Source organism: Paenibacillus sp. Y930 (assembly GCF_056786375.1).
In genome coordinates this window covers 165,000-189,187 of the sequence record NZ_JBXCIX010000004.1, presented here as the reverse complement: position 1 = coordinate 189,187, position 24,188 = coordinate 165,000, and the positions used below count along the sequence as shown (strand labels likewise).

The window sequence follows — 24,188 nt, the reverse complement described above, 5'->3', positions numbered from 1 at the left end:
GGTCATACGACGGTAGATTCCCTGTCGTAGACTTTGACATAGTGTAATATACGCACGGTAGTTCTTTTGTGTGACTACTGTCGTTCACTTATTTCCCATGTATAACTAGTAATTTCTCCTGTTTCATCCGTAACTTGGAAAGTAAAACTCTTTCCTTCATTTTCCCATTGGATAAATTCAAACAAGCCTTGTTGCGGTAACTCCCATTGTTGTATCACTTGCTGTGAACTTGTCTCATACAACGCTATTATATGCTCTTCAAACTGTAAATATACCTGTTCATCGATACTAAAATATTGTGGTATCGTTATAGCAGTGATATCGAGATCAGCTTTACCATTTTGATCTTGAACATTCACCGTAAACTCACTCAAACCGCCTAATTTATCAATATTTTCTGTTAATAAGTCTATATGCTCAGGCAAAACTGGATCAGTTGTAGCACCAGGAGTTTTTTCTGCACCGCTATTGTTATTACTGCTAGGTAATGTCGAAGTAAAGGATGTACCTTCTTCAATGCGATTATCCTCTATCGTCTGCTCCCCAACACTTTTAAAACCATCATAAACTGCACCCGATGAAATACTATATTGCTCAACCGCATCTGTTGATTTTAATCTCTGAGATGAGTAGTCTGCAGCTTCTTCCTCATCTCCAGTAGTCGCAAATAAATTTGCAGGCGCTAGATCGTTAGCCGTCTCATTTGGGTGCCCCGTTTTCATCGCCAAATCAGCAATGGATGCATTATTCGAAGTAGGTGTGCCATTCAAATTGACCATCAGTACAATAATCGCCGCAGCAGTCGCTATACTTCCAGCTGTAGTTAACCATCTTGTACGTCTTTGCTTAGCTATAATTAATGAATTAGCCTTTGCTTTATCAATTCGTTCAAGTTCTGGCAATATAGCATCAACAATGCTGATGGAAGGGACTACACGAGGTAATTGCTCTAAACTTCCTGACAATAACGCTAATTTATCGAATAGAACTGTACATTGTGCACAGTCGCTTAAATGAGCCATTAATGTTTCTAGTTCTAGCTCATTCAAATCGCGATCCAAATTCCGTTGCATCAATTCACCAACCTCTGTACAATTCATCCTCTTACACCACCTTTCTGATAATCTTGAAGTAAATGTTGTAGCTGTTGCCTTGCGCGGAATAAATAAGATTTTACAGTATTCAAGGGTAAATCAAGCGATGCAGCAATCTCATTATATGAGAAATCTTGTAAATACCTTAAAATTACGACTGTACGATGATGTTCCGGTAATTGATCAATGGCTTGTTTAATTTCTTCAATTGCAAAGCCTGACATTACATCATGCTCAACACAACTTTTATCTTGAAAAACAATTTCATGCTCATCGATAGATATAGTTGGCTTAGTTTTACGGAACTTATCAATACAAATATTAGTTACAATGCGTTGAACCCATGTTTTGAATTGAGCTTTTTCTTCGTATGTTTCAATTTTAGTATATATGCGAATCAATGCTTCTTGCGAAGCGTCTAACGCATCTTGCTCATTGTTCAATATATAATATGCGGTTCGATACACATGGTTTTCGATCTCTCGCAAAAGAGTGACTAACGCTTCTCGGTCTCCCGATTGAGCAGCTTTAATCAGTGAAGGCTCTACCACGCGAAAGCTCCCCCTCTCATGCAACCTTATTGACGGAACAATAGAAAAGAAGGTTGCATTAATTATAATTTTTTATGAAATATATTTATTATTTTCAGCTAACTTTCAGTTTAGACCTAAAAGTGAACGTTCAAAAAGTCTGCTTTTTGAACAACCTTTAAAAACACTCCATAAAAGCATATCAAATATAACGACTCCCGTACACTTCTTATTTCCAGTCCACATAATAGATATCGTCATTTGCAACCCGAAGCTTCACCTCTCCGAGTTGATCTGTACGCCAAATAAGAGAATTATATTGTTCTAATCGAGATAATACTAATGGATTAGGATGACCGTATACATTGTACCGACCAACTGAGATAATTGAAGCCTGCGGCTCAAAATAGGAAAGCCATGAATAACTTGTCGAATAACGACTACCGTGATGCGCTACTTTCATCACGGAAACATTGTTCATCACTCCATTGCTTCTAACTAAATAATTAACAATAGCTTCTTCAGCCTGCTCACCAATATCACCTGTATACAAAATGGTGTGATCGAATAAATGTATCATCATGACGAGACTTTGATCATTTTGATCCGCAACCATGTACAGTTCCTCCGGTTTTTCTTCTAAAGGCCATATAATTTCAATTGTAGTTGCTTTATCAAGTTCAATCTCCTCTCCTATAATCGGGCTTCGTAATGCAATCTTTTTTTCTATAATAAGCGTAAATAATTTCTCAATGTCCTCCGTATCCTTGTAACTCCCATTCCACCATATTTCTTTAACCGGTATGCTCCTCAATACTTCGATCAAACCACCAATATGATCAGAATCAAGATGTGATATAACGAGCACATCTAGTCGATGTACTCCCCGTTTCATTAATAGTGGAACGAGAACATCCTTCCCTACTTCAAATGGATCTTGTCTAAGCTTCCATTCTTCTTTGCCAAATTGTATCGTGCCCCCGCCATCAATTAATATATGTTTCCCCGAAGGAGTGCGTATATAACTCGCATCCCCTTGACCGACGTCCAAAAAGCTTACATAAGCAGAGCGACTAAACATTAATGGTTCATATGCGTAAATTAAAAAACCTACAGTTAAAAGTATGAGCATTATTAATTTTCGATGTCTGTGCCAATAAGATGTCTTTCGCATTGGAAACAGAATTTCAAGCTCATCAATACCATGTAGCGGCTCAGTCACTTTATTCGTTTCATTCGCTGTTTTTGTTTCATCGACTAGCTTACTATACTGCGTTTGTAATACCGTAAAAAACGATAGCAGTAATATATACCATCCAATAATCCACCAAATCGGTGGGGTCGCCCATATAAAATGTAGTTGATGTACTTTACTAAGCCATGCGACAATCTCGAATGAAGCATGATTACACCATTGGACGACTAATACGAACGGCTTTGCAATGGCAAGATGAATATGGCTGATTACCATAACAAAACTCGCTAATGGCATAACGATAAAACTAATAAAGGGTACTAGTACGAGATTAGCCAGAAAAGAAAGTAGATGAAATTGATTGAAGTAATATATCGTAAGCGGAAATGACACAAACTGGGCAACGAGAGTTACAGATAATGTATCCATCAACCATTTACTTTTTCTCGTTCGCGGCAAAGCTTTACTTAGTGCCGGAACGCCTATAATAAGCCCAAGCGTAACGATAAATGATAATTGAAAACTAATATTATGGATCATATATGGATCAATGATAACGAGCGCTAATGCTACAATAGCTATTAAATGGAGCCCATCTTTCAATATATTCATTCTAGCGGCAATAAGTCCAAGCATCGCCATTAAGCCGGCTCGTAGTACAGATGGAGATGCCCCTGTTATGGCAACATAAAGTGGAATAATGATAAGTAGAACATATATTATCCGCTCTTTGCTGAATCGAAAAATCCGCAGCATTGCTGTGACCATATACATAAATACGGCAACATGCAGCCCTGATATCGCTAATATATGAGTTAATCCAAGCGTGGAAAATTGACGGAATTGTTCGGGATCAAGTTCTTCGCGAATTCCTAATATTAGTCCCTTTAAGTAGCCGCTTTGTTGCTTCGGAAAAAGTTCGTCAAGGGGCGCACTAACGATAACTCGTAGGTCATCTATCATTGCCTTAAAGCGAGCAGTAGAAAAACTTTTATCTTCTGGAAGCTGTTGCAACGATTGTATTCCTTTACTTTTGAGCAACCAATGTATACGACTGTAATTAAGATATTTTCTATAGTCAAATCCGCCATCATTATTGCTTGTGGCCGGACGCGATATTTCACCTATTAATTGGATCGTTAATCCTCGTTTCCATTGTTTTGCAATAACTAGTTCTTCCTCTGCTTCTAATGTTACGTACACTTTAAACTTTTCAGTCATATTATTAGGTACTAGTTGACCCGTCCGATATAGTTGAGATGATAGCAGATCAAACGATACCCGATCACCATCAATTTCCACTATTGATGTTATCATTCCGATCACTTTCGTTTCAAATGCTTCAATATTACTGTCATTCCACTCTTCAGCTAGTTGAGTTTTGTTATGTAGGTCAACAATATATCGTTGACCCGCTCCTGCTACGAAGCAAGCGATTAATATCACCGCCAGAATAGTTGTGCATTGACGGAATAATACTGCAATAATTACGCTGATTAGAAAAGCTACTAGCCAAAGAAGAGCAATGTTAGTATTGAAGCTACTTATTATTATATTCCCAAGCAACCAGCAGCCTGTAATCACTATAATTGGTCGTGTATTCATCATTGACCCTTGCCTCCCAACAAAAAAAAGAACCTAATCAGCCACTCCAAAGAGTAGTGATTAGGTTCTTCCTATTTCAAACTATAATTGTATTATTGCTGAATTTCCATCGCAGCATGTGCAGGTGGCTCATAGCGATCAAGACAACGGAAAAGAATTCCTACTTGCTCCATTAAGTGACGAACTTTAATATCATCTTTTTTATACGGTCGATGATATACGATTTCTTTCACTCCGCTATTCGCAAGCATATTAGCACATGTCCAGCATGGTTGATCCGTCACATAGACGACTGAACCTTCTCGGTCTATCCGATCAGTGAACAGCAGTAGATTTTGTTCAGCATGAATGGTGCGGATGCAGCGTTGTTTTTTGATCATTTGCTCAATGCCTTGATCATCAACGGCAACCTCATATTCTTCCATTATCATACAACCAGCTTCTTCACAATCTTCTACTCCCATCGGAGCACCGTTATAAGCAGTTCCTAATAACTTCTTGCCTTGAACAAGTACAGATCCCACATGACGACGATGACATCTTGAACGAGTTGAAACCATATAGGCGATATCCATAAAGTAGGTATCCCAGTCTTTACGGACCGATTCTTTACTATTGACCAACATAATAATCTTCCTTCCCCTGCTGCATGTCCACTATATATATTGAATCTATTATAAGTGCTGAGCGAACATTTTTGCAAAGAAAGTAACCGAAGCAGTGACTACGCTTGTTGGCTTGCTGCAATTGCTTGCTCTAGGTCAGCGATAATGTCCTGAATACCTTCCGTACCAACAGAAAGACGGACCATTCCTGCCTCAACACCTGCTGCTGCTTGTGCTTCTGCACTCAACTGCTGATGCGTCGTACTAGCAGGATGGATAATAAGTGACTTAGAATCACCAACATTAGCAAGATGAGAGAATAGTTCAACAGCATTAATTAATTTTTTACCCGCTTCTATGCCGCCTTTAATGCCAAAAGTCATAATCGCTCCTTGACCTTTAGGTAAATACTTTTGAGCTAGTTCATAGGAAGGATGACTTTGTAAGCCTGGATAGTTCACCCACTCAACAGCTTCATGTGCTTCCAAATACTCAGCTACTGCTTGTGCATTCGAGCAATGACGCTCCATACGCAAATGTAATGTTTCAAGACCTTGTAATAACAAGAATGAATTGAACGGAGATAATGCAGCCCCCATATCACGCAACAATTGCACACGAGCTTTAATAATATAAGCGATTGGTCCAAGCGCTTCTGTATATACAATGCCGTTATAGGTTGGATCTGGTTCATTCAGTCCTGGGAACTTATCGCTTGCTGCCCAGTCGAACTTACCACTGTCAACGATAATACCACCAATAGATGTACCATGACCTCCAATAAATTTCGTAGCAGAATGAACGACAATATCGGCGCCATGTTCAATCGGACGGCATAGATATGGACTTGGGAATGTATTATCTACAATAAGCGGAATACCATGCTCATGAGCAATCGCAGCTATCGCCTCGATATCAATAACATCGCCTTTCGGATTACCTATCGTTTCTGCAAAAACAGCTTTTGTTTTGTCAGTTATTGCAGCTTTGAAATTGTTAGGATCAGATGGATCGACGAACTTCACTGTAATACCTAATTTTTTAAATGTATGGGCAAACAAATTGTATGTACCACCGTATAAACTAGCTGCTGATACGATTTCATCTCCTGCACCAGCGATGTTGAAGATTGAATATGTGATCGCTGCTTGTCCAGAAGAAACCGCTAGCGCACCTGCTCCGCCTTCAAGTTGCGCTACACGATTTTCAAATACATCCGATGTTGGGTTCATAATTCGTGTGTAAATATTACCAAATTCGGCAAGTCCAAATAGATTAGCCGCATGGTCTGTATCTCGGAATCCATAAGATGTCGTTTGATAGATTGGTACTGCACGTGACATCGTTGTTGGATCAATCGTTTGACCACCGTGTACCGATATCGTTTCAAGGGAAAGTTTCTTTTCTTCAGACATAAATAATTCCTCCTAAACGTTTTATCGCTTCTCGAATAACTTCTTAAGTTAATAAAAAGTCTCTTCGTAAGCGTAAACTTTTTTTTTGTAACTGCTTCCAATTCCATTATGACCGAACTATCTCTCTGCTACAATACTTTCTTCTATTCCACTATAAAGTTTTTCGCCAATACCTTTCACTCGTTTAATGTCAGCAATATTTTTAAACTTCCCTTTTTGTTCTCGATCTGCAATAATCGCGGCTGCTTTTGAAGGACCAATACCTTTCAACTGTTGTAGTTGGTCGACTGTAGCTGTATTGATATCTATTTTATTAGATTGTGGTGTGCTAATTATTTCTTCTACAACAATGCTTGTGTTCGTTGAATTTGTCGTAGAATCAACATCAGTTATTGCACTATTGCTTTGTTCTACGCTTACCGCTCTGTTAGCTGTAGGGTCAGCTAGTTGTTCCTCATTTTCCGCTTTATTCAATATAAGTTCGCCAATAGCTTCCTCTTGCCCCTTAATTTGCTCTTCGATTAGAACTGTTAACGATACATCATCCACTTTTTCATTTCCAGAAACTTGCACAAAAATCGCAACCATTACTAATAATAACCCCGTTACGAGCATTCCGATCATGATAAATGTTAACGGTGACATATTTGTTCCATCTTGTTTCAATACAATCACAACCTTCTGTCATTATTTATTGACATAACATACAAGCCATAGGGAATACGATAAATAAAAGAATAGAGCTTTCGTCACGTTCACAATTGCTTATACTTACGAGGTAACTTTTCGCTGCATAGAAGTAAATATAATTCGTTCGAAAAGTTTTAGGAGGTTATCGCGATGAAAATTGGATTTATCGGAGCAGGAAGTATGGGGAGCCTATTGATTGAATCTTTTATTTTATCGGAAGCAGTTGAACCGACACAAATTAAAGTAAGCAATCGAAGTATAGCGAAAGCTCAAGCATTAGCATATAAATACCCCGGTATTGAAGTTGAAAGTAATAATGTACATGTTGTCTGTGGAACTGACATTGTGTTTTTATGCATTAAGCCTCATGAATTCGCCACCGTAATTTCGGAAATTAAGCCTTATGTGCATGAGGAGCAAATTATCGTTTCCATTACGAGTCCTGTTCTATTATCTCATCTTGAAGGAGAATTAAATTGTAGAGTAGCCAAAATAATACCGAGCATTACGAATAAAATGTGGAGTGGCGCTACGCTTTGTATTTATGGGAAGCAAATCGAAGAGAGCTATCAAGCAAAATTAGAAAAATTACTTTCTTATATAAGTGAGCCAATCAAAATTGAGGAAAGCTATACTAGAATTGTTTCGGATATTTCAAGCTGTGGCCCTGCGTTTTTCGCCTTTTTGCTGCAACAGTTTATTGATTCTGCGGTGGAGGAAACTGGAATTTCAAGAGAAGGGGCAATGAAAATTGCCAGCAATATGCTGCTTGGGACAGGATTACTCCTTACTGAAGGTGGTATGTCCACAGAAGAGGTTCAAAAGCGGGTTGCTGTGCCTGGTGGAATTACTGCAAAGGCACTCCATATGCTCAACAAAGAAACAACTGGCATTTTCAATCAGTTAATAAGGACGACACACGCCAAATATTACGAGGATTTAGAAGTAGTCAATCAAACATTTGATAAAGAAGAGGTCGGCGGACAATAGTTATTGTCCGCCATCTCTTTTTGTACTAATTAGCTACGATATTAACAAGCTTCCCTTTTACTGCAACAACTTTACGAACCGTTTTGCCTTCGATCAGTTCTGCAACTTTCGGTAACGCTTTTGCTTCTGCTTCCATCGCTGCTTGATCAAGATCAGCTGCGATTGACAAGCGCTCGACTATTTTACCGTTAACTTGAACAACAATCTCCACCTCTTGATCAACGGTCCACGCTGCGTCATAGGTTGGCCAAGACTGGTATGTGATTGTTCCTGAGTGTCCAAGCAATTCCCATAGTTCTTCAGATATATGCGGAGCAAGTGGTGAAATCATTTGCGCAAAATCTTCCATTGCTTTACGTGGTAGAACTTCTGCTTTATATGCCTCATTAACGAAAATCATCATTTGGCTAATCGCCGTATTGAAACGTAAATGATCCATATCATCAGTAATTTTCTTAATCGAGCGATGCCATGTACGCATAAATGCATCACTAGCTTGCGCATCATCAGAAATACGTGGATTAAGCTCTCCATCTTCTGTTACGAATAGACGCCATACACGACCTAAGAAACGGTAAGAGCCTTCAACACCATTAGAGCTCCATGGCTTTGTTGCTTCTAGCGGTCCCATAAACATTTCGTACATACGTAGTGTATCTGCCCCATGCTCATTAACAATCTCATCGGGATTAATAACATTACCACGAGATTTGGACATTTTCTCATTATTAGTACCAAGGATCATACCTTGGTTAACTAATTTTTGGAATGGCTCCTTCGTATTTACGATCCCGATATCGTATAGTACTTTGTGCCAGAAACGGGCGTACAGCAAGTGAAGTACAGCATGCTCAGCGCCACCGATATATAGATCAACTGGAAGCCACTCCGCTTGCTTCTCAGGCGAACAAAGCTGCTCATTGTTCTTCGGATCGATATAACGAAGGTAATACCAGCAGCTACCAGCCCATTGAGGCATTGTATTCGTCTCACGACGTGCTTTCATACCTGTCTCTGGATCAATCGTGTTCACCCATTCCGTTACGTTAGCAAGTGGTGACTCACCAGTACCTGATGGTTTAATTGCATCCACATCTGGAAGCAATAATGGTAATTGATCTTCAGGAACTGTTTTCATCGTGCCATCTTCAAGGTGAAGAATTGGAATCGGCTCTCCCCAATAACGTTGACGAGAGAACAACCAGTCACGTAGACGATACGTTACTTTTGCTGCCCCTTTACCATGCTCTTCAAGGAACTTGATCATTGCCGCCATCGCATCCGCATTGTTAAGACCATTCAAGAAATCAGAGTTAACATGTGGACCATCGCCAGCATAAGCTTCTTCAGCTACATTGCCACCAGATACAACTTCGATAATCGGAAGGTCAAATTGTTTGGCAAATTCATAGTCACGAGCATCATGACCAGGAACAGCCATAATTGCACCAGTACCATATCCTGCAAGAACATAATCAGCAATCCAGATCGGAGCTTTAGCTCCATTCACAGGGTTTACTGCATATGCCCCCGTAAATACACCGCTTTTTTCTTTGGCAAGATCTGTACGCTCAAGATCGCTCTTACGCGAAGCTAGCTCTTGATACGTTTTAACTGCATCTTGTTGCTCAGCAGAAGTAATTTGAGCAACTAACTCATGTTCTGGTGCTAATACGCAATACGTTGCACCGAATAATGTATCTGGACGAGTTGTAAATACAACTAGTGATTCATCGTAGCCTTCAATTGGGAAAGTCACTTCTGCACCAGTAGACTTACCAATCCAGTTACGCTGCATATCTTTAATACTTTCCGTCCAATCAAGATCTTCAAGATCTTCAAGTAAACGTTCAGCATATTCTGTAATTCTCAATATCCATTGGCGCATTGGCTTACGAACAACTGGATGATTACCACGTTCGCTCAGACCATCGATAACTTCTTCGTTGGCTAGAACCGTACCAAGCGCTTCGCACCAGTTAACTGGAACTTCTGCAACATAAGCCAGACCACGATTGTAAAGTTGAATGAAAATCCATTGTGTCCACTTGTAATATTCAGGATCCGTAGTACTAATCTCACGATCCCAGTCATACGAAAAGCCTAGAGATTTGATCTGACGACGGAAATTATCGATATTTACAAACGTAATATCGCGAGGATGTTGGCCAGTATCTAACGCATGTTGCTCAGCAGGTAAGCCGAATGCATCCCAGCCCATTGGATGAAGGACGTTATAGCCTTGCATTCTTTTGTAGCGAGACATAATGTCTGTCGCCGTGTAACCTTCAGGATGCCCTACATGTAGACCTGATCCTGATGGATAAGGGAACATATCTAGTGCATAGAACTTAGGCTTATCTTTATCTTCACCCGTCTTAAATGTTTTATTGGCATCCCAATATTGTTGCCACTTTGGTTCAATCGTTAACGGACTATATCCATTACGTGATTGCTCTGTACTCATTGTGAATTCCTCCTACAAACTTTTTGTTGCTACCTGATATAACTTCTTCGAAACAAAAAGTTACCTCGGAAGCATAAACCAAACTTTTCATTGTCTTCACGAATTATCTTCTCAGTTAACGAAAAGTTACTTCGGAAGCATAAACCTCACTAACAATAAAGGTTCAAAAAGTGGGCTTTCAGAACCGAGCAGCTGGAGCGCTACTTGAGAAAGGCGGAAGCGCAAGTGTACATGATTACGTACACGCGAACCGTACTTTCCAAGTTCGCTCCAGATGCGATGTCGAATACGCTACAACGCATCACTTCGTTATCAAAGCCCGCTTTTTGAACTACTTCTAAAACAAAAAAATCCTCTCATCCCTAGCGGATTAACGCTAGGGACGAGAGGATATGCTCACGTGGTACCACCCTAGTTAGTAGTGATCTACTTGATCTACTACTCACTTTTCACCTTTATCGCAGGTATACGGTGTATTTATAGATCACATTCATACACTGCTCCGAGGCGAGTTCCGTTCGATCAAGTACCGACTTGCACCAACTGCCGGCTCTCTGGGATCTTGATATCGATTGTACTACTCCTCATCTACGCATTACATATTTACAGATAATCTGATTATATAAATCGAATACTATAGTGTCAAGTCGCTTACCTCTTCTTGTTGCTGATCTTTCTGTTTTCGAGGTGTACGGTGACTTGTCAAAAACCTGTATCCAATCATTATTAATAAAGTAGAATGTACCACTACTCCGATTAAAGCTTCTGCCCCTTGCATAATTACAGCCATAAACCATAAGCTTAACATTGGCAATTGAATAACAAATATAATCGCCATAAATATTTCTAATGGCTTATCGATCATAATAACATTAATCACCTTACGAAACGCCAATGTCCCAAACACTAGAATTCCAAGCACTATTGAGGCATAGCCCCATATCGTTAAGCTTTGTAATAAAAAGCCTTTACCTATACCTAAAAGCATATAATCAAACCATGAATACCACGTATAGTTAATTCCCGCCAAACAGGTAAGCACTGCTACTAAGGCCACTTGAGAGATTCGGTAGAACATATGCTACACCAAACTTTCCAATTTTATTTTCCACATTTTATTCATTGCTCTTATGTAGATGAAAACGGGAAATATGATCATGCAATCCAACGGCTTTCAACACCTCACACTGATACGGTCCAACTAAATCAAAATGCGGGTAGTGGTCTCTATAATGAATGTATAGCGGATTCAATTGAAAATGCTCACACCAAGCGACTAATTTGGAAATGTCCTTACAGCCAACCTTCGTAACCGTTCGCGCTTCAGGAAATCTTTCATCTAGCCAATAATGCGTCAAATACGCGATATGACCTTGTTCAACAGCAGCTTTCCAGCCTTCTAATTCAGCTCTGGTAATACCAAAAGCGATACATAACGCCTCCTAAAACTTTTCATCGCCTCTCGAAATACTTCATTGCAATGAAAAGTCACTACGGAAGCATAAACCCAACTTTTCATCGCCTCTTGATACTCTTCTTGTAATGAAAAGTTACTTCGTAAGCATAAACCCAACTTTTCATCGCCTCTTGATACTCTTCTCCACCTACAATAATACTTCAAAAAAACAGAAAAGTTACTCATTAAATCTGTCGATTCTCAATATTCGCATAAAAATCCCTATAGTTTAGCATACCATATGAAAGCATATGATGCACTTCTTGATTACAACTGGTATACTATCAAAAGATAAGTAGAAATGAGGATAACAATTAATGACAAATTCATTTACCCAATTAGGAGTAGCAGAGCAGCTTGCGGAGCAGTTAAAGCTACAAGGAATTATCGAGCCGACTCCTATCCAAAAGACTGCTATACCTGAACTACTCAATGGTATAGATATGATTGCCCAAGCACAAACAGGAACAGGAAAAACATTAGCTTTCACACTTCCTATTCTACAGTTGATCCGCCTTGACAAGGATCACGTCCAAGCATTAATTCTTACACCAACACGTGAATTAGCTATTCAAATTACTGCCGAAGTTAAAAAACTTGCGAGCAGCATTGGCTCAACTGTTCTTGCTTGTTACGGTGGACAAGATGTTGCCGCTCAAGTAAAAAGACTGAAAAATGCACCTCATATTATCGTTGCAACACCTGGACGACTAATGGACCATATGCGAAGAGGTAGTATCAATATCGGTAAAATTTCTCACCTTGTACTGGATGAGGCCGATCAAATGCTTCATATGGGTTTCCTTCCTGAGGTAGAGTCCATTATTATGCAGACGCCAAAAGCAAGACAAACGATGCTATTCTCGGCAACTATGCCAGAAGCAATTCGCAAATTAGCGGTACAATATTCGAAAAATGCTATCAACGTTCATATTAAATCAGAGCGCGTAACGCTTGATAACATTAAGCAGCGTGCTATCGAAACAACAGATCGCGAGAAGCAGGATGCTCTTCTACATCTATTACAAACGGCCAGTCCTTTTCTTGCAGTTATATTTTGCCGTACGAAGCTTCGTGCCAAAAAGCTCACAGAAGCTTTGCAGGATGCAGGCTATAATGCAGATGAGTTACATGGTGATTTGACACAAGCGAAGCGTGAACAAGTTATGAAGAAGTTCCGCGATATGAAACTGCAAATATTAGTAGCTACTGATGTTGCTGCTCGTGGACTAGACGTTGAAGGTGTATCTCATGTATACAACTACGACATTCCACTAGATGCTGAAAGTTATATTCATCGTATCGGTCGTACTGGTCGTGCTGGTCATACTGGTACTGCCATTACTTTCGTAACACAACATGATAGATTGAAGCTTGAAGCGATCGAACGTGGTATTTCAGCTCGATTACCACTTCGTAGAGTTGATGGACTTGAAGTTGCTCCGCGTCAATATAGCGAAGATCGTCAAGGCTCTCGTGACCGTAATAGAAAGAGCAAACCTGGTAGCGGCTATGAGTCTAGAGGTCGTAGTAATGGAAACGATTCTAATCGCTTCAACAAAGGCGGTAAAGGATCTTCAGAACGCACTGGCAGAGGTTCTGCTGAGCGCAATAGCAAAGGACCAGCGGAACGGAGTGGTAAAGTATTCCCTCGCCCGGTTTCTGCATCAGCCTCTTCTGAAGCGTCTAAGCCAAGAGCCAAAGACAATACTAACCCTTGGGGCATTTCAAAATCTGATCTAGAGCTTGCTCAAGGTATTAAGCCATCTGGTGGCAAATCATATGGTTCTTCTCGTAACAGCACTAGCTCGCGCGGTGATAGCTCTAGTAGCAATCGTTCAAGCGGTGGACGTTCTGGCGGTAGAAGCAGTTCAAGAAGTAGCGGCACTCGCCGTAAATAAATAATACAAATAGGGATGCCTTCTCAAGCTTCGTAATGAAGAGTGAGAAGGCATCCCTATTATTTTGTGCGGCTAAAGCGATGTCGATTATAGATACCAGTCAAGCCATCGTGCAACGCTTGCTTCTCTAACAATTCATTCGCTTTCTGCAATTCCTCCGTTCGACGATTAACCGTTTCATCTAGTGTTTCATTTCAGCAATAAGCCAAACACAAAAAACACTCGTTCTTGTCTACGGAACCATGCAAATAGAATCATAAAGAGACCCATAATGCAAATACGCCCTTACAATTTCATGTAGAATTGATACATTCCATGAAATCGTAAGGGCGCATTAAGTTAACTAGCCTTGGACTAGTTTTGTTCTTATTTTATTAGATATCATTTCAATAATTAGAATCAGTATCATTAGGCCAATGAGTATTGAGCCAGCTTCAGACCAACGATATGAATTCATAGCAAAAATTAAAGGAGCTCCGATACCACCCGCTCCTACTATTCCGAGTATCGCTGCATCCCGTAAATTCATATCATAGCGATATATAAAGATAGATAGAAACATCGCTGTTAGCTGCGGAATAATGCCGAACCTTATTTTTTCAATGGTCGTACAGCCGATTGATTCCATTGATTCTAATACTGAAGTATCAAGATCCTCTATAACGTCAACATATAATTTAGAGAGCATACCGATACTTGTCAGTGACATAGTAAGTACACCTGTAAACGGACCTGGACCTGTAACACGAATGAACATAAGTCCGTACACAATTGCAGGTATCGTTCTAATGATTATTAATATAAATCGAACAATAATGGATATTGGCTTGGGAACGATATTAGATGCTGATAGAAACGCAAGTGGTATCGCTAGTACGCCCCCAACAATCGTACCAAGTAAAGCAATTGCCATCGTCTCCAGCAACAAATATGGGACACCTTTTTGCGTGAAGTTAAAAAGTAGATCAAGGTCTGGATTAACTAGACCTTTCAATATATTTTCTGCTATTTCAAGCCCATTCGCCGTCAAATTATTCAATTGTATTGCTGATGTCGACCAAAGAAATAATAAAACTACAACAAGCGTTGAGACAATTTGCATCCAAGTCATCGTCGGCCGATTTAAGTATTGCTTATCAATCGCATTCATTGCGTTTCTCCTACGTCAGTTTTTTGCGGTAATATTCACTAATAGACTCAATAATATATACTGTTATAACAAGCATAATAAGAATCATCCCCAAGTTACTGTAGTTTCTCCACCCTATACTTTCTTTCAACATTAATCCAATACCACCTGCACCTACATAACCAAGAATTGCCGCATATCGAACATTGCCTTCAAAGCAGAATAGAGATGTAGACAAATAGTTCGGGAGAACTTGTGGAAATATCGCATAACGGAACGATTGAACTGTCGTTAACCCCATAGCATGCATCGCTTCATATGCTCCCATATTTGCATTTTCAATTTGTTCATATAATAATTTCCCTACATAAGCGATAGAGAATAGAAAAATAGCAACAGTACCTGCCATTGTTCCTAGTCCAAATACGAATGTAGCAATCAATGCAACGACTAATGTAGGAAGAGTCCGTAGCAAACTGAGTATGAACTTCATCGTTATTGATAGCCACTTCAGACCATTAATATTGCTTGAAGCTAATATTGCAAGTGGCAGAGCACATAATGAACCCAGTAGTGAGCCAAAAAGTGACATCTTGATCGTTGCAATAAGTGGTGTCCATAATTGTGGCATATACCCCCAAGTCGGTGGAATCATATCTCGAAGAATAACAAAAAATTCATGAATTCTCTTCAATAAAATCTCCATATTAAAGCCTGTTAATTGAATCGAGTAATAGATCAGAACTAACGCAACAATGAGATATAATAGAAATAATGAACGACGTTCATATACAACTTTTCCATTAGGTAAAGTAATCGTTCTAGTTAACAACTTACTACTTTGCATGCTGTTCTAAGCCTCCCTCCTCAACTTTCCCGTTATAAATATATTGCAACACCTCATCATTCACCTCTGAAGCAGTTCCGTCAAATACGACTTGACCTGCGCGAATACCAATGACACGAGACGCATAAGCAAGCGCTAAATCAACATGGTGAATATTAATAAGTATGGTCATATTCATCTCTTCATTGATTCTTTTGAAATCATCCATGACTTGATGGGCAGTGATCGGGTCTAATGATGCGACTGGCTCGTCAGCAAGTATAATACTCGGATGCTGTGCTAACGTTCTTGCAAGTGCAACTCGTTGCTGTTGCCCACCTGATAGCTGGTCTACTCGGACGAAAGCTTTATCAAGTATAGACACCCGGTCTAAAGCCATCAAAGCCTTCTTTTTCTCTTCCTCTCTAAATACGCCAAGAAGTTTTCTCCACCAAGATATCTCAGGAACAAAAGCTACCAACACATTTTTGATTACTGAAATTCTAGTCACTAAATTAAAAGATTGAAAAATCATGCCGATACTTCGTCTTAACTTACGAATTTCTATTCCATTAAGCTGCTTTATTTCCGTACCGTTCACTTTCAAAGAACCATCCGTAATGTGATGCATACGATTTATGCAACGTAACAATGTAGATTTCCCTGCGCCAGATAATCCGATTATGGCTACGAATTCTCCTTGTTCGATGGATAGATTTATGTCTTTTAACGCTTGGTAGCCATTCGGATATTGCTTGTTAACATGATCAAATCGGATCATTATTTGACTCTCCAATCATTGAAAAAATGAGAACATATAGTATCGTTCTCATTTCCCCATAGTATTAAGTTAATAGAGCCTACTACTTCAATTGTTGTACAAGCTCTTGTGCTTTTCGCTCATTGTCGTAATCACTATCTTTTGCAATCTGATATCCACCATGGCTATAGATCGCAATGACTTCTTTCCCTGCTTCCGATTTACCGATATTAATAAATGCTTGTTGTAGTGCTGCCTTTAGATCATCATTCATAATTGCCGAGTTTTTACTTACACTAATTGTGTCATTATAAATCGCCGGCATTACCCCTATTAGATCAGTTTCTTCCCATATCGATGCCTTGCGATTATATTCTAAATTCCATTTGTCAGCATAGTCACGTCTAGCATCCGCATAAGTGACCATTACATCTGTTTGGCCAAGAGCTAATCGGGCAAATGCACTTGCATATGAATCTGCTTGGACAACTTTAGAAAGATCAGTAATCGTTTTATCAAAGTTTTCCTGCAACCATAGTGCCGGATAAATGTAACCAGCAGGAGAAGATGAAGACATAACATTCCATGAGACATCATTCAAATCTTCAAAAGTTAAAGCTGTTCCAGCATTAACTTTTGCCGCTAATGCTTGACCTTTTTCTGAAGGACCAGCGATTAATAACGCGCGATAGGAAGTAGCTTGTACTTCTGTTCCTTCTGTCGGTTCGTTTTTATTCCAATCTACCGGATTATCTGAATCATTATTTAGTCCGGCACGTGTTGCAGTGAGAATTACTTCTGCGCCGTCATCATAAAGCACGTAAGTACCTCCGGGAATTAATCCTACATCTGTCGTTCCAGCGGATAACGCTTCTCCTACAGCCTCGTAGTTCGTTCCTACTGTAATATCCACCGTCCCTACTTCATAACCTTGTGCGGTAAGTTCCGTTTTCAATAATTCTTTCAAAGGCTCAGTTGCCGTAATGATTTCTTGTGGATCGCGAGAAGGAACGAAGCTTATAGATAGCTTATCTATTTTTTTGTCTTTTCCTCCATTTGTAGCAGTTCCGTTGTTATTGCCCCCACATGCCGCTAACAATACAATAATCATTAATAAGCTTAATCCGATTCCTAATTTTCTCATCGATATTTCCCTCCTAGTTTTCTAATACTAGGATAATATAACAATTATTTGTAAGCGGAATGTCATCCCCATTTTAATTATTGATTAATATTAGGACGTACATAATAAATAATTTTTTTTTGTAAAATTAAGGTGTGATCAACTTTAGATCATATAATTAGAAGTACATTTCATATTCAATAAAGAACTAAGAGGTGAACGAATGTCGTCACACAAGATTCAATTACTCGTTACAAGTGATGTTCATGGATATATGATGCCTACAGCATATCGAGGTATGAATGAAGCTCTTGGACTTGCTCAATTAGCCACCCGAATAGAAGAGCTACGTTCCTCCTGTCCAACCATATTGATTGATAACGGTGATCTTATTCAAGGGAGTCCACTTACCTATTTCCAACAAGCTTATCGCCCGTTAGAATCCAATCCAATTATTCAAGCTGTCAATGAACTTGATTACGATGCAGCAATATTCGGAAATCATGAATTCAACTATGGAATGGATAATTTAAATCGCATCATTGAACAATCAAAATTCCCTTGGCTCAGCTGTAATATTAGAAACGAGGATGGCACAAATTGGGTTAAGCCTTATCAAATATTTGTAGTTGATGGCGTACGTATTGGAGTCGTTGGCGTAACGACACATTTCATTACGACTTGGGAAGATCCTGCTCATTTAACAGGACTGCAAATTGATGATGCGTTGTCATCAGTGACTTATTGGCTTGGGGTTATGAAGGAGCTAGAAAAAGTACATGTATCGGTTATTAGTTATCACGGTGGGTTTTCACATTCATTAGAGACCGGAGAATTAGAGGAAACTGATTCTGGCGAGAATCAAGGCTTTCAGATGTTGCAACAACTTGATTTTGATATATTAATTACTGGGCACCAACATCGTGAGATTAGCACAAAAGCTTATGGAAAATCAATTGTGCAGCCTGGATCGAGAGCGGTAAAAGTAGGTCGGATTATGTTAGATTTGACGATCGAGAAAGATAAAGTTATTCAATTTCATCATGAACCGACTTTAATATCGATTGATGAATACGACCATCTTCATCCTAAAGTTGTAGCTTCAGTAATTGACTTGCATAATGCGACAGAACAATGGCTCGACGAACCAATTGCTACTGTTCAAGGAATTATGCTCTATGAGAATGCATTGGATGTACGAATTCATAAGCATCCATACGTACAGTTTCTTCAACAGCTTCAAATGGATGTTACAGGTGCTCCAATTTCTTGCACTTCATTATTTCACGATCAACCAGGTGGCTTTAAGCCAATTGTTACAATGCGTGATATTGTAACAAATTATATATATCCGAACACACTTAAAGTTCTTGCTGTGACAGGGGAAAAGTTATTATTAGCTTTAGAGCAATGTGCTTCCTATTTCTCATTGGAAAACGGGATAATTACTGTAGCTCCTTCATTCCTTTACCCTAAAGCACAACCTTACAATTATGATATGTGGGAAGGGATTAACTATACGATAGATATATCGAAGCCGATTGGTTCTAGAATTGTTCAAGCTACAATTAACGAACTTCCGATTGAACCTATGGAAATCTTCCACGTAGTCATGAATAATTATCGTGCTACAGGAGCAGGAAACTTCCCTTATTTTTCAAGCTGTCCTGTTATTTCTGATATGCAGATTGATATGACAGAAGTGATCGCTACTTACTTACGAGAGCATCCAGTTATTCATGCCCATGTTGAGAACAATTGGACCATTATTACGTAACTTCATGATCTAGATCATCAATTTGGAATTAACTTCAAATTTATCCGCTAATATGGGTTTCAACTTAAAGCGGGCTACCCCATCATTTGTCATGACGATAGGATAGCCCGCTTTATATTTCCATTGAATTGATTAGTTCTTTAATGCTTATGTTGATTACTGCGCTTTCAACTGATGAAATACTGCCTTATGTCTTCTGCGGAATGCAATTGGAGCAGTCACATCTAGCGCAGCTTCCACTCTAGCTTGGGATGCATGCACACAACGTTTACACACTTTAAGCACTGTACCGTCTGATTTTTTCTGAGTCTCAAGCAGCTTTATTCTCGTAGCTAGACAAATCGGACAAATACCTCGACTGCGTTGAGGTTGTTTATATAATAATTTTCCTCGTTTATTTTTTGCCATTATATTTTCCTCCACATGTATAAGTAGTATCCACACTGATTCAGTGGTGAATCTCTTATATTTAATGCGTTCAGATTCTAATATATTCCTACTTTACTAGATTTTTTTGCCGCAGAAGTATTAAGCATCGTATCCCAACAACAAAAACAGTCTAACGCTCGAGGATAATCCTCCGCATTAGACTGTTTTTAACGTACATCATTATTGATAATTAGTTGTGAAATTCTTTAAGTCTTTCTAAAAACTTGTTCGCTGTCAATTTCGGTGTTCCAGCATTGATACGATATACTTCGTCGCTTCCAGGCTTATTAATTCCTGGACGAGTCGTCAAGAATAATGAGACACCAAGATCAGACAGTACCTTTTTGGATTTTTCATTAAATGAACCAAACGGGAAGGCAATTATCTGATAATCATTATTCAACTCTTCTTTCAAACGGTTCTCAATCAGTGATAAATCTTCAGTTATACGTGCTAGATATTCCTGATCTGTCTCTACTCTTCCTTTATCCGCTAAGTATAAAGGATTAGATAGCTTTGGACCTGTTTTACTTGCATCTTCATTAAGTGGACCGTAATCATGGAGGTCATATGTATGACTATAGAAGCTATGGCCAGCCTGCTTCATATCCCGCATATCTTCCCACGTCAAATGAGCAGTTTTGACATTGTGCAGATCAGAACTTTTACCAATAATGAAGTGAGTTGCTACCATATTATATTTGTCCATAATAGGCACCGCGTATTGACGGAAACTATCATAGCCATCATCAAATGTAATAACTACCGCGTTGTTAGGTACTTTTTCCTTCTTCTTCATAAATTCAGCAAAGTGCTCAATGCTAATCACATTATAGCCCTTTTCATCAAGTAATTTCATGTGAGTGCCAAATCTTGCAGGGGAAATCGTTGCTCCGCTTTCTGTTTTATCGATATGATGATACATAAGGACAATAACTTTGTTTTTATAATATATTTTATCCTTTTTCATTTGACTAGCATAAACACTTGGAATACAAACAATTAAAATTGCGACAATAAGAACAATAATCGATATTTTCCGTTTACTCAATGCTCTCCACTCCATATTCTTTTCTATAATTGAACTCCTTGTTCTTTCTCTATCAAGGTCTTCTTACGTTTGATCTTCGGTAACTTGCCGAACACTATCCAATGATGCGGAACAAATCTAGCGAATAAGCTAACGATCACCCATGATCCTACTAATGCTACTATAAATCCACCTAAATACCAAAGATGATGAACATAGATATTACCTGTTACTGGAGGTATTTTACGATAAATCAATAATAAGAACGGGTGGAAAAGATAAATCCCGAATGAAAAGTCTCCCAATTGGGTAACGAATCCTCGTATAAAATTTGGTAGCTTGCGGTACAATATAAAAGCGAGTTGTAGCAACACAATAGCTGTTAATAGCGCATGTGCATTCCATACGAAATCCATCCATGTCGTATTATATCTAGTTGAATGTTGACGAATTTGATAGTAAATATAGACGTGATATAGTCCTGCAATTAGCCATAGACACAGTGTAGAAATCCAGATCGTTAGTCGTTTTTTTGTGACGTTATCCTTCGCTACGATGATCCATCGTTTTAACTCATTAAAGTAGATTCCAATGTATGCACCCATGAAATAATAAGAGAAATAGCTTAATGACCAGCTACCTCTTCTAAGCACTGGCGTTTCCAACCCATACTTATTAATAAGTATGAAGCTCCATTGGATGAGAATCCCAATTACAATTAGCCATTTAGTAAGTTTCGGTTTCTTCTGAAAAATCCATAGAAAAAGTGGAAACATAATATAAAATTGAATACTTATAAAGACAAAATACAAATGAGCATGAGCATTTCCATTAAGTAATTGATTCCCTAGCTTAGTTAATAGTTCACCAATCGAAAGGTCCGCTGAGCCAAGATAGTATTTAAGGAAGAAATAAAACAGTGAAAATACGATATATGGAACAATAATATATAGCATTCTTTTTTTGTAAAAGCTTCCTATTAACTGCTTTGTAATCGGTCTTGAGTAATAATTATAAAATAAAACAAAACTACTTAAGAAAATAAAGGTTGTAGTACCAAATTTCAAAAAGATATTAGCGAAATTGTATAGAAAAAACAAATTAGAATCTATCATTCCAGTACTTACCGCAACCGATGTCGAGTGAACGGATAATACTCCAATAATCGCTATCGCTCTCACGATCGAAAGTTCAGGGATCATACTATTCTTTTTTGTCAAACTTGAATTCATTACTATAGTCCTTCCTTCTATTACTCTAGCACCATCAAAGTATCTCGATTTACTTTTAAGCAATATCACTTAACAATTATCGACTAATTTATAATTCATGTCAAATAAATGGGAACTATATTTGATAGAAATTATTTCCCTATTCCACGATGCTGCCTGAGTAAATCTACTTCTTGATCCGTTAGTTCACGATATTGACCTAAAGGTAAGTTTTCGTCTAATAATAATGGTCCCATACTCAATCGTTTTAACGTTAATACTTGCTTACCTACAGCCAGAAACATCCGCTTTACTTGATGAAATTTCCCTTCTGTAATTGTAAGCTGAATTCTAGTACATTGTCCTTCATCAGTCAGTGACCCTTCGAGGATCGTAAGTTGTGCAGGCTTAGTCACGTAGCCATCATCAAAAGTTACACCTTGCTCGAAAGCGATCTTGTCTGCCTCAGTAACTTCCCCCAGTACTAAAGCCTCATATGTCTTATTTACATGTTTTTTCGGAGACAGTAGCTCATGGGCTAACTGGCCATCATTCGTTAGCAATAGTAATCCTGTCGTGTCTTTATCCAAACGACCTACAGGAAAAGGACTTAACAGCTTATCTACTGGTAACAGCAAATCAATTACAGTTCGTTCGCGACCATCTTCAGTCGCTGAGATAACCCCTTGAGGCTTGTTCAACATAAGATAAATTGTTGAGCGATATCGTACCTGCTCATCATCAAATTTTATCATTTGAGTATTGGGTTGAACTATAATTCCACTATCTTTAACTTTCACACCATCAATGAATACACGACCTGCTTTTACTGCCTTTTTGATTTCACTACGCGTACCGTAGCCTGCATGAGAAAGTAGCTTGTCTATTCTTAATTTTTCTAACACTATATCAGTCTCCATCCTGCTGGAAGTTCATTTTTAATCATACCATCTACATATTTACCAAACCCTACAGGACAATGATCTACACAAATCAATACGTAGCCATTTTGTTTGGCCCCATCCTTTATTGTGAGCTGATCTGAATGAATAAATATCGTTTCACCTTTCAAATAACGGTGTAACAAATCAGCAGCACTTTCAAAGTTAACACTTCTAATCGCTTCCTGTTTGCGTATCCCCATTGCTAGTGGATGAGAAGGTACGAACCTTCCATTTTTTAGTTCGCCGATATACCAGCCAGCACGCACGACTTTCAAGCCCGCTAATGAAGGTATACCCTCTGGTTGTAAGTATACACGATTCTCATAGCATATGGCTTCATAATTCATTTCTGGAGAGAACGTACATGTAGTTTCCACCAATAGTGTAGAAATATTTCATCTACGTATAAAATCGTGTATAATATAAAAAAGTAAGTAAGTAACATTATTACTTACAAGTACTTGAAAAACACGTTGGAGGGAATCATAAAGTGAATAATAAAAAGAAAAAAAAATCAAACATGATATTCGTCTACATCGGAATTATTGTAGTACTGCTAGTAGGGATTTTTGCAATTGGTAAGCTAGAAAAGGACAACCCGTTATATAATAAGCCTACTAGTGATCTCAATGCTGCAACACGTGCATTACTTAACGATCCGAATTACCAGAATATTATTTTACCCGAAGAACTAGATCAAAAGATAGTGGATAAAGAAGATTTTGTTGTCTATATGTTCTCAGCAAGCTGTAATTACTGTAAAGACACAACGCCGGAAATCATGCCCATCGTTAATGAATTAGGTATGGATTTACCGCAATTCAACTTATTAGAATCCCCTAACTATCAAGCGAAATACGGTGTGGAATATACGCCAACACTACTTGCATTCGAAGATGGCGTTGAAGTTGAACGTCTCGTAGGTGGTATCGTGGCAGAGGGTTCTCCAGAAGGAGCTACACTTAGCGATTTCCAAGCATTTTTCGAAAAATATAATAAGTAAAGAGGTTT

At 38.7% G+C, this 24,188-nt stretch carries 21 protein-coding genes and 1 other annotated feature; of the genes, 4 read left to right on the top strand and 17 right to left on the bottom strand.

Annotated features, from left to right (window positions below; translation table 11 throughout):
- Positions 1-74: 74 nt before the first annotated feature.
- From AC1TO5_RS13195 to AC1TO5_RS13170, 6 genes are all read right to left on the bottom strand, one after another.
- Positions 75-1,100 (bottom strand): anti-sigma factor family protein, encoded by a 1,026-nt coding sequence (locus AC1TO5_RS13195; RefSeq protein WP_482063287.1) that lies wholly within the window; start codon positions 1,098-1,100, stop codon positions 75-77.
- Positions 1,097-1,645, bottom strand: coding sequence for an RNA polymerase sigma factor (locus tag AC1TO5_RS13190; RefSeq protein WP_482063286.1), 549 nt, complete (start codon positions 1,643-1,645; stop codon positions 1,097-1,099). Before AC1TO5_RS13190 ends, AC1TO5_RS13195 begins: the two co-directional genes overlap by 4 nt.
- A 208-nt stretch (positions 1,646-1,853) precedes the next feature.
- Positions 1,854-4,427 carry a DNA internalization-related competence protein ComEC/Rec2 gene (locus AC1TO5_RS13185; protein WP_482063285.1) on the bottom strand — a complete coding sequence of 858 codons (2,574 nt, stop codon included), beginning with the start codon at positions 4,425-4,427 and terminating at the stop codon, positions 1,854-1,856.
- 89 nt (positions 4,428-4,516) lie between these two features.
- Complete coding sequence (locus tag AC1TO5_RS13180) at positions 4,517-5,050, bottom strand: deoxycytidylate deaminase (RefSeq protein ID WP_482063284.1); 534 nt, start codon at positions 5,048-5,050, stop codon at positions 4,517-4,519.
- A 98-nt stretch (positions 5,051-5,148) separates the two neighbouring features.
- Positions 5,149-6,444, bottom strand: coding sequence for a homocysteine synthase (locus AC1TO5_RS13175; RefSeq protein ID WP_482063283.1), 1,296 nt, complete (start codon positions 6,442-6,444; stop codon positions 5,149-5,151).
- 117 nt (positions 6,445-6,561) lie between these two features.
- Positions 6,562-7,110: a ComEA family DNA-binding protein gene (locus AC1TO5_RS13170; RefSeq protein WP_482063282.1), complete on the bottom strand. Its 549-nt coding sequence runs from the start codon at positions 7,108-7,110 to the stop codon at positions 6,562-6,564.
- 174 nt (positions 7,111-7,284) lie between these two features.
- Here AC1TO5_RS13170 and comER point away from each other — a divergent pair, with 174 nt between their 5' ends.
- On the top strand, positions 7,285-8,124 hold the full coding sequence (comER, locus tag AC1TO5_RS13165) for a late competence protein ComER (RefSeq protein WP_482063281.1): 840 nt from the start codon (positions 7,285-7,287) through the stop codon (positions 8,122-8,124).
- A 25-nt stretch (positions 8,125-8,149) separates the two neighbouring features.
- On the opposite strand, the gene leuS is transcribed toward comER, so the two are convergent.
- Both leuS and AC1TO5_RS13155 read right to left on the bottom strand, forming a co-directional pair.
- Positions 8,150-10,591, bottom strand: a complete 2,442-nt coding sequence (gene leuS, locus AC1TO5_RS13160; protein WP_482063280.1) for a leucine--tRNA ligase — start codon at positions 10,589-10,591, stop codon at positions 8,150-8,152.
- 375 nt (positions 10,592-10,966) lie between these two features.
- Positions 10,967-11,191 (bottom strand) — a binding site (T-box leader).
- A gap of 34 nt (positions 11,192-11,225) precedes the next feature.
- Positions 11,226-11,669, bottom strand: a complete 444-nt coding sequence (locus AC1TO5_RS13155; protein ID WP_482063279.1) for a hypothetical protein — start codon at positions 11,667-11,669, stop codon at positions 11,226-11,228.
- A gap of 695 nt (positions 11,670-12,364) precedes the next feature.
- Between AC1TO5_RS13155 and AC1TO5_RS13150 the strand changes: the two genes are divergently transcribed.
- Complete coding sequence (locus tag AC1TO5_RS13150) at positions 12,365-13,948, top strand: DEAD/DEAH box helicase (protein WP_482063278.1); 1,584 nt, start codon at positions 12,365-12,367, stop codon at positions 13,946-13,948.
- Between the two features lie 343 nt (positions 13,949-14,291).
- Here AC1TO5_RS13150 and phnE (AC1TO5_RS13145) read toward each other — a convergent pair whose 3' ends face one another.
- The 4 genes from phnE (AC1TO5_RS13145) to AC1TO5_RS13130 form a co-directional block, all read right to left on the bottom strand.
- The gene (phnE, locus tag AC1TO5_RS13145; RefSeq protein WP_482063277.1) at positions 14,292-15,098 is read right to left on the bottom strand and encodes a phosphonate ABC transporter, permease protein PhnE; all 807 of its coding nucleotides are present in this window, start codon (positions 15,096-15,098) and stop codon (positions 14,292-14,294) included.
- A gap of 10 nt (positions 15,099-15,108) precedes the next feature.
- Positions 15,109-15,924, bottom strand: a complete 816-nt coding sequence (gene phnE / locus AC1TO5_RS13140; RefSeq protein ID WP_482063276.1) for a phosphonate ABC transporter, permease protein PhnE — start codon at positions 15,922-15,924, stop codon at positions 15,109-15,111.
- Positions 15,914-16,684, bottom strand: a complete 771-nt coding sequence (gene phnC / locus AC1TO5_RS13135) for a phosphonate ABC transporter ATP-binding protein (RefSeq protein ID WP_482063275.1) — start codon at positions 16,682-16,684, stop codon at positions 15,914-15,916. Before phnC ends, phnE (AC1TO5_RS13140) begins: the two co-directional genes overlap by 11 nt.
- Positions 16,685-16,766: 82 nt before the next feature.
- Entirely contained in the window at positions 16,767-17,807 is a 1,041-nt protein-coding gene (locus tag AC1TO5_RS13130; RefSeq protein WP_482063274.1) for a phosphate/phosphite/phosphonate ABC transporter substrate-binding protein, read from the bottom strand.
- Between the two features lie 202 nt (positions 17,808-18,009).
- Here AC1TO5_RS13130 and AC1TO5_RS13125 point away from each other — a divergent pair, with 202 nt between their 5' ends.
- Positions 18,010-19,563 (top strand): bifunctional metallophosphatase/5'-nucleotidase, encoded by a 1,554-nt coding sequence (locus tag AC1TO5_RS13125; RefSeq protein WP_482063273.1) that lies wholly within the window; start codon positions 18,010-18,012, stop codon positions 19,561-19,563.
- Between the two features lie 156 nt (positions 19,564-19,719).
- Here AC1TO5_RS13125 and AC1TO5_RS13120 read toward each other — a convergent pair whose 3' ends face one another.
- The 5 genes from AC1TO5_RS13120 to AC1TO5_RS13100 form a co-directional block, all read right to left on the bottom strand.
- Entirely contained in the window at positions 19,720-19,971 is a 252-nt protein-coding gene (locus AC1TO5_RS13120) for a hypothetical protein (RefSeq protein ID WP_482063272.1), read from the bottom strand.
- Positions 19,972-20,182: 211 nt separating this feature from the next.
- On the bottom strand, positions 20,183-21,043 hold the full coding sequence (locus tag AC1TO5_RS13115; protein ID WP_482063271.1) for a polysaccharide deacetylase family protein: 861 nt from the start codon (positions 21,041-21,043) through the stop codon (positions 20,183-20,185).
- A 23-nt stretch (positions 21,044-21,066) separates the two neighbouring features.
- Positions 21,067-22,254: an acyltransferase gene (locus tag AC1TO5_RS13110; RefSeq protein WP_482063270.1), complete on the bottom strand. Its 1,188-nt coding sequence runs from the start codon at positions 22,252-22,254 to the stop codon at positions 21,067-21,069.
- A gap of 131 nt (positions 22,255-22,385) precedes the next feature.
- Positions 22,386-23,138 (bottom strand): pseudouridine synthase, encoded by a 753-nt coding sequence (locus AC1TO5_RS13105; RefSeq protein WP_482063269.1) that lies wholly within the window; start codon positions 23,136-23,138, stop codon positions 22,386-22,388.
- Positions 23,138-23,524 (bottom strand): RsmF rRNA methyltransferase first C-terminal domain-containing protein, encoded by a 387-nt coding sequence (locus AC1TO5_RS13100; RefSeq protein ID WP_482063268.1) that lies wholly within the window; start codon positions 23,522-23,524, stop codon positions 23,138-23,140. Before AC1TO5_RS13100 ends, AC1TO5_RS13105 begins: the two co-directional genes overlap by 1 nt.
- 143 nt (positions 23,525-23,667) lie before the next feature.
- Here AC1TO5_RS13100 and AC1TO5_RS13095 point away from each other — a divergent pair, with 143 nt between their 5' ends.
- Positions 23,668-24,180: a thioredoxin family protein gene (locus tag AC1TO5_RS13095; RefSeq protein WP_482063267.1), complete on the top strand. Its 513-nt coding sequence runs from the start codon at positions 23,668-23,670 to the stop codon at positions 24,178-24,180.
- Positions 24,181-24,188: the final 8 nt, after the last annotated feature.

Bases quoted from the DNA above. Each gene is read 5' to 3' on its own strand.
- AC1TO5_RS13195 (WP_482063287.1), bottom strand. From the start codon at position 1,100: ATGAATTGTACAGAGGTTGGTGAATTGATGCAACGGAATTTGGATCGC.
- AC1TO5_RS13185 (WP_482063285.1), bottom strand. From the start codon at position 4,427: ATGATGAATACACGACCAATTATAGTGATTACAGGCTGCTGGTTGCTT.
- AC1TO5_RS13180 (WP_482063284.1), bottom strand. From the start codon at position 5,050: ATGTTGGTCAATAGTAAAGAATCGGTCCGTAAAGACTGGGATACCTAC.
- AC1TO5_RS13175 (WP_482063283.1), bottom strand. From the start codon at position 6,444: ATGTCTGAAGAAAAGAAACTTTCCCTTGAAACGATATCGGTACACGGT.
- comER (WP_482063281.1), top strand. From the start codon at position 7,285: ATGAAAATTGGATTTATCGGAGCAGGAAGTATGGGGAGCCTATTGATT.
- leuS (WP_482063280.1), bottom strand. From the start codon at position 10,591: ATGAGTACAGAGCAATCACGTAATGGATATAGTCCGTTAACGATTGAA.
- AC1TO5_RS13155 (WP_482063279.1), bottom strand. From the start codon at position 11,669: ATGTTCTACCGAATCTCTCAAGTGGCCTTAGTAGCAGTGCTTACCTGT.
- AC1TO5_RS13150 (WP_482063278.1), top strand. From the start codon at position 12,365: ATGACAAATTCATTTACCCAATTAGGAGTAGCAGAGCAGCTTGCGGAG.
- phnE (WP_482063277.1), bottom strand. From the start codon at position 15,098: ATGAATGCGATTGATAAGCAATACTTAAATCGGCCGACGATGACTTGG.
- phnE (WP_482063276.1), bottom strand. From the start codon at position 15,924: ATGCAAAGTAGTAAGTTGTTAACTAGAACGATTACTTTACCTAATGGA.
- phnC (WP_482063275.1), bottom strand. From the start codon at position 16,684: ATGATCCGATTTGATCATGTTAACAAGCAATATCCGAATGGCTACCAA.
- AC1TO5_RS13130 (WP_482063274.1), bottom strand. From the start codon at position 17,807: ATGAGAAAATTAGGAATCGGATTAAGCTTATTAATGATTATTGTATTG.
- AC1TO5_RS13125 (WP_482063273.1), top strand. From the start codon at position 18,010: ATGTCGTCACACAAGATTCAATTACTCGTTACAAGTGATGTTCATGGA.
- AC1TO5_RS13120 (WP_482063272.1), bottom strand. From the start codon at position 19,971: ATGGCAAAAAATAAACGAGGAAAATTATTATATAAACAACCTCAACGC.
- AC1TO5_RS13110 (WP_482063270.1), bottom strand. From the start codon at position 22,254: ATGAATTCAAGTTTGACAAAAAAGAATAGTATGATCCCTGAACTTTCG.
- AC1TO5_RS13100 (WP_482063268.1), bottom strand. From the start codon at position 23,524: ATGAATTATGAAGCCATATGCTATGAGAATCGTGTATACTTACAACCA.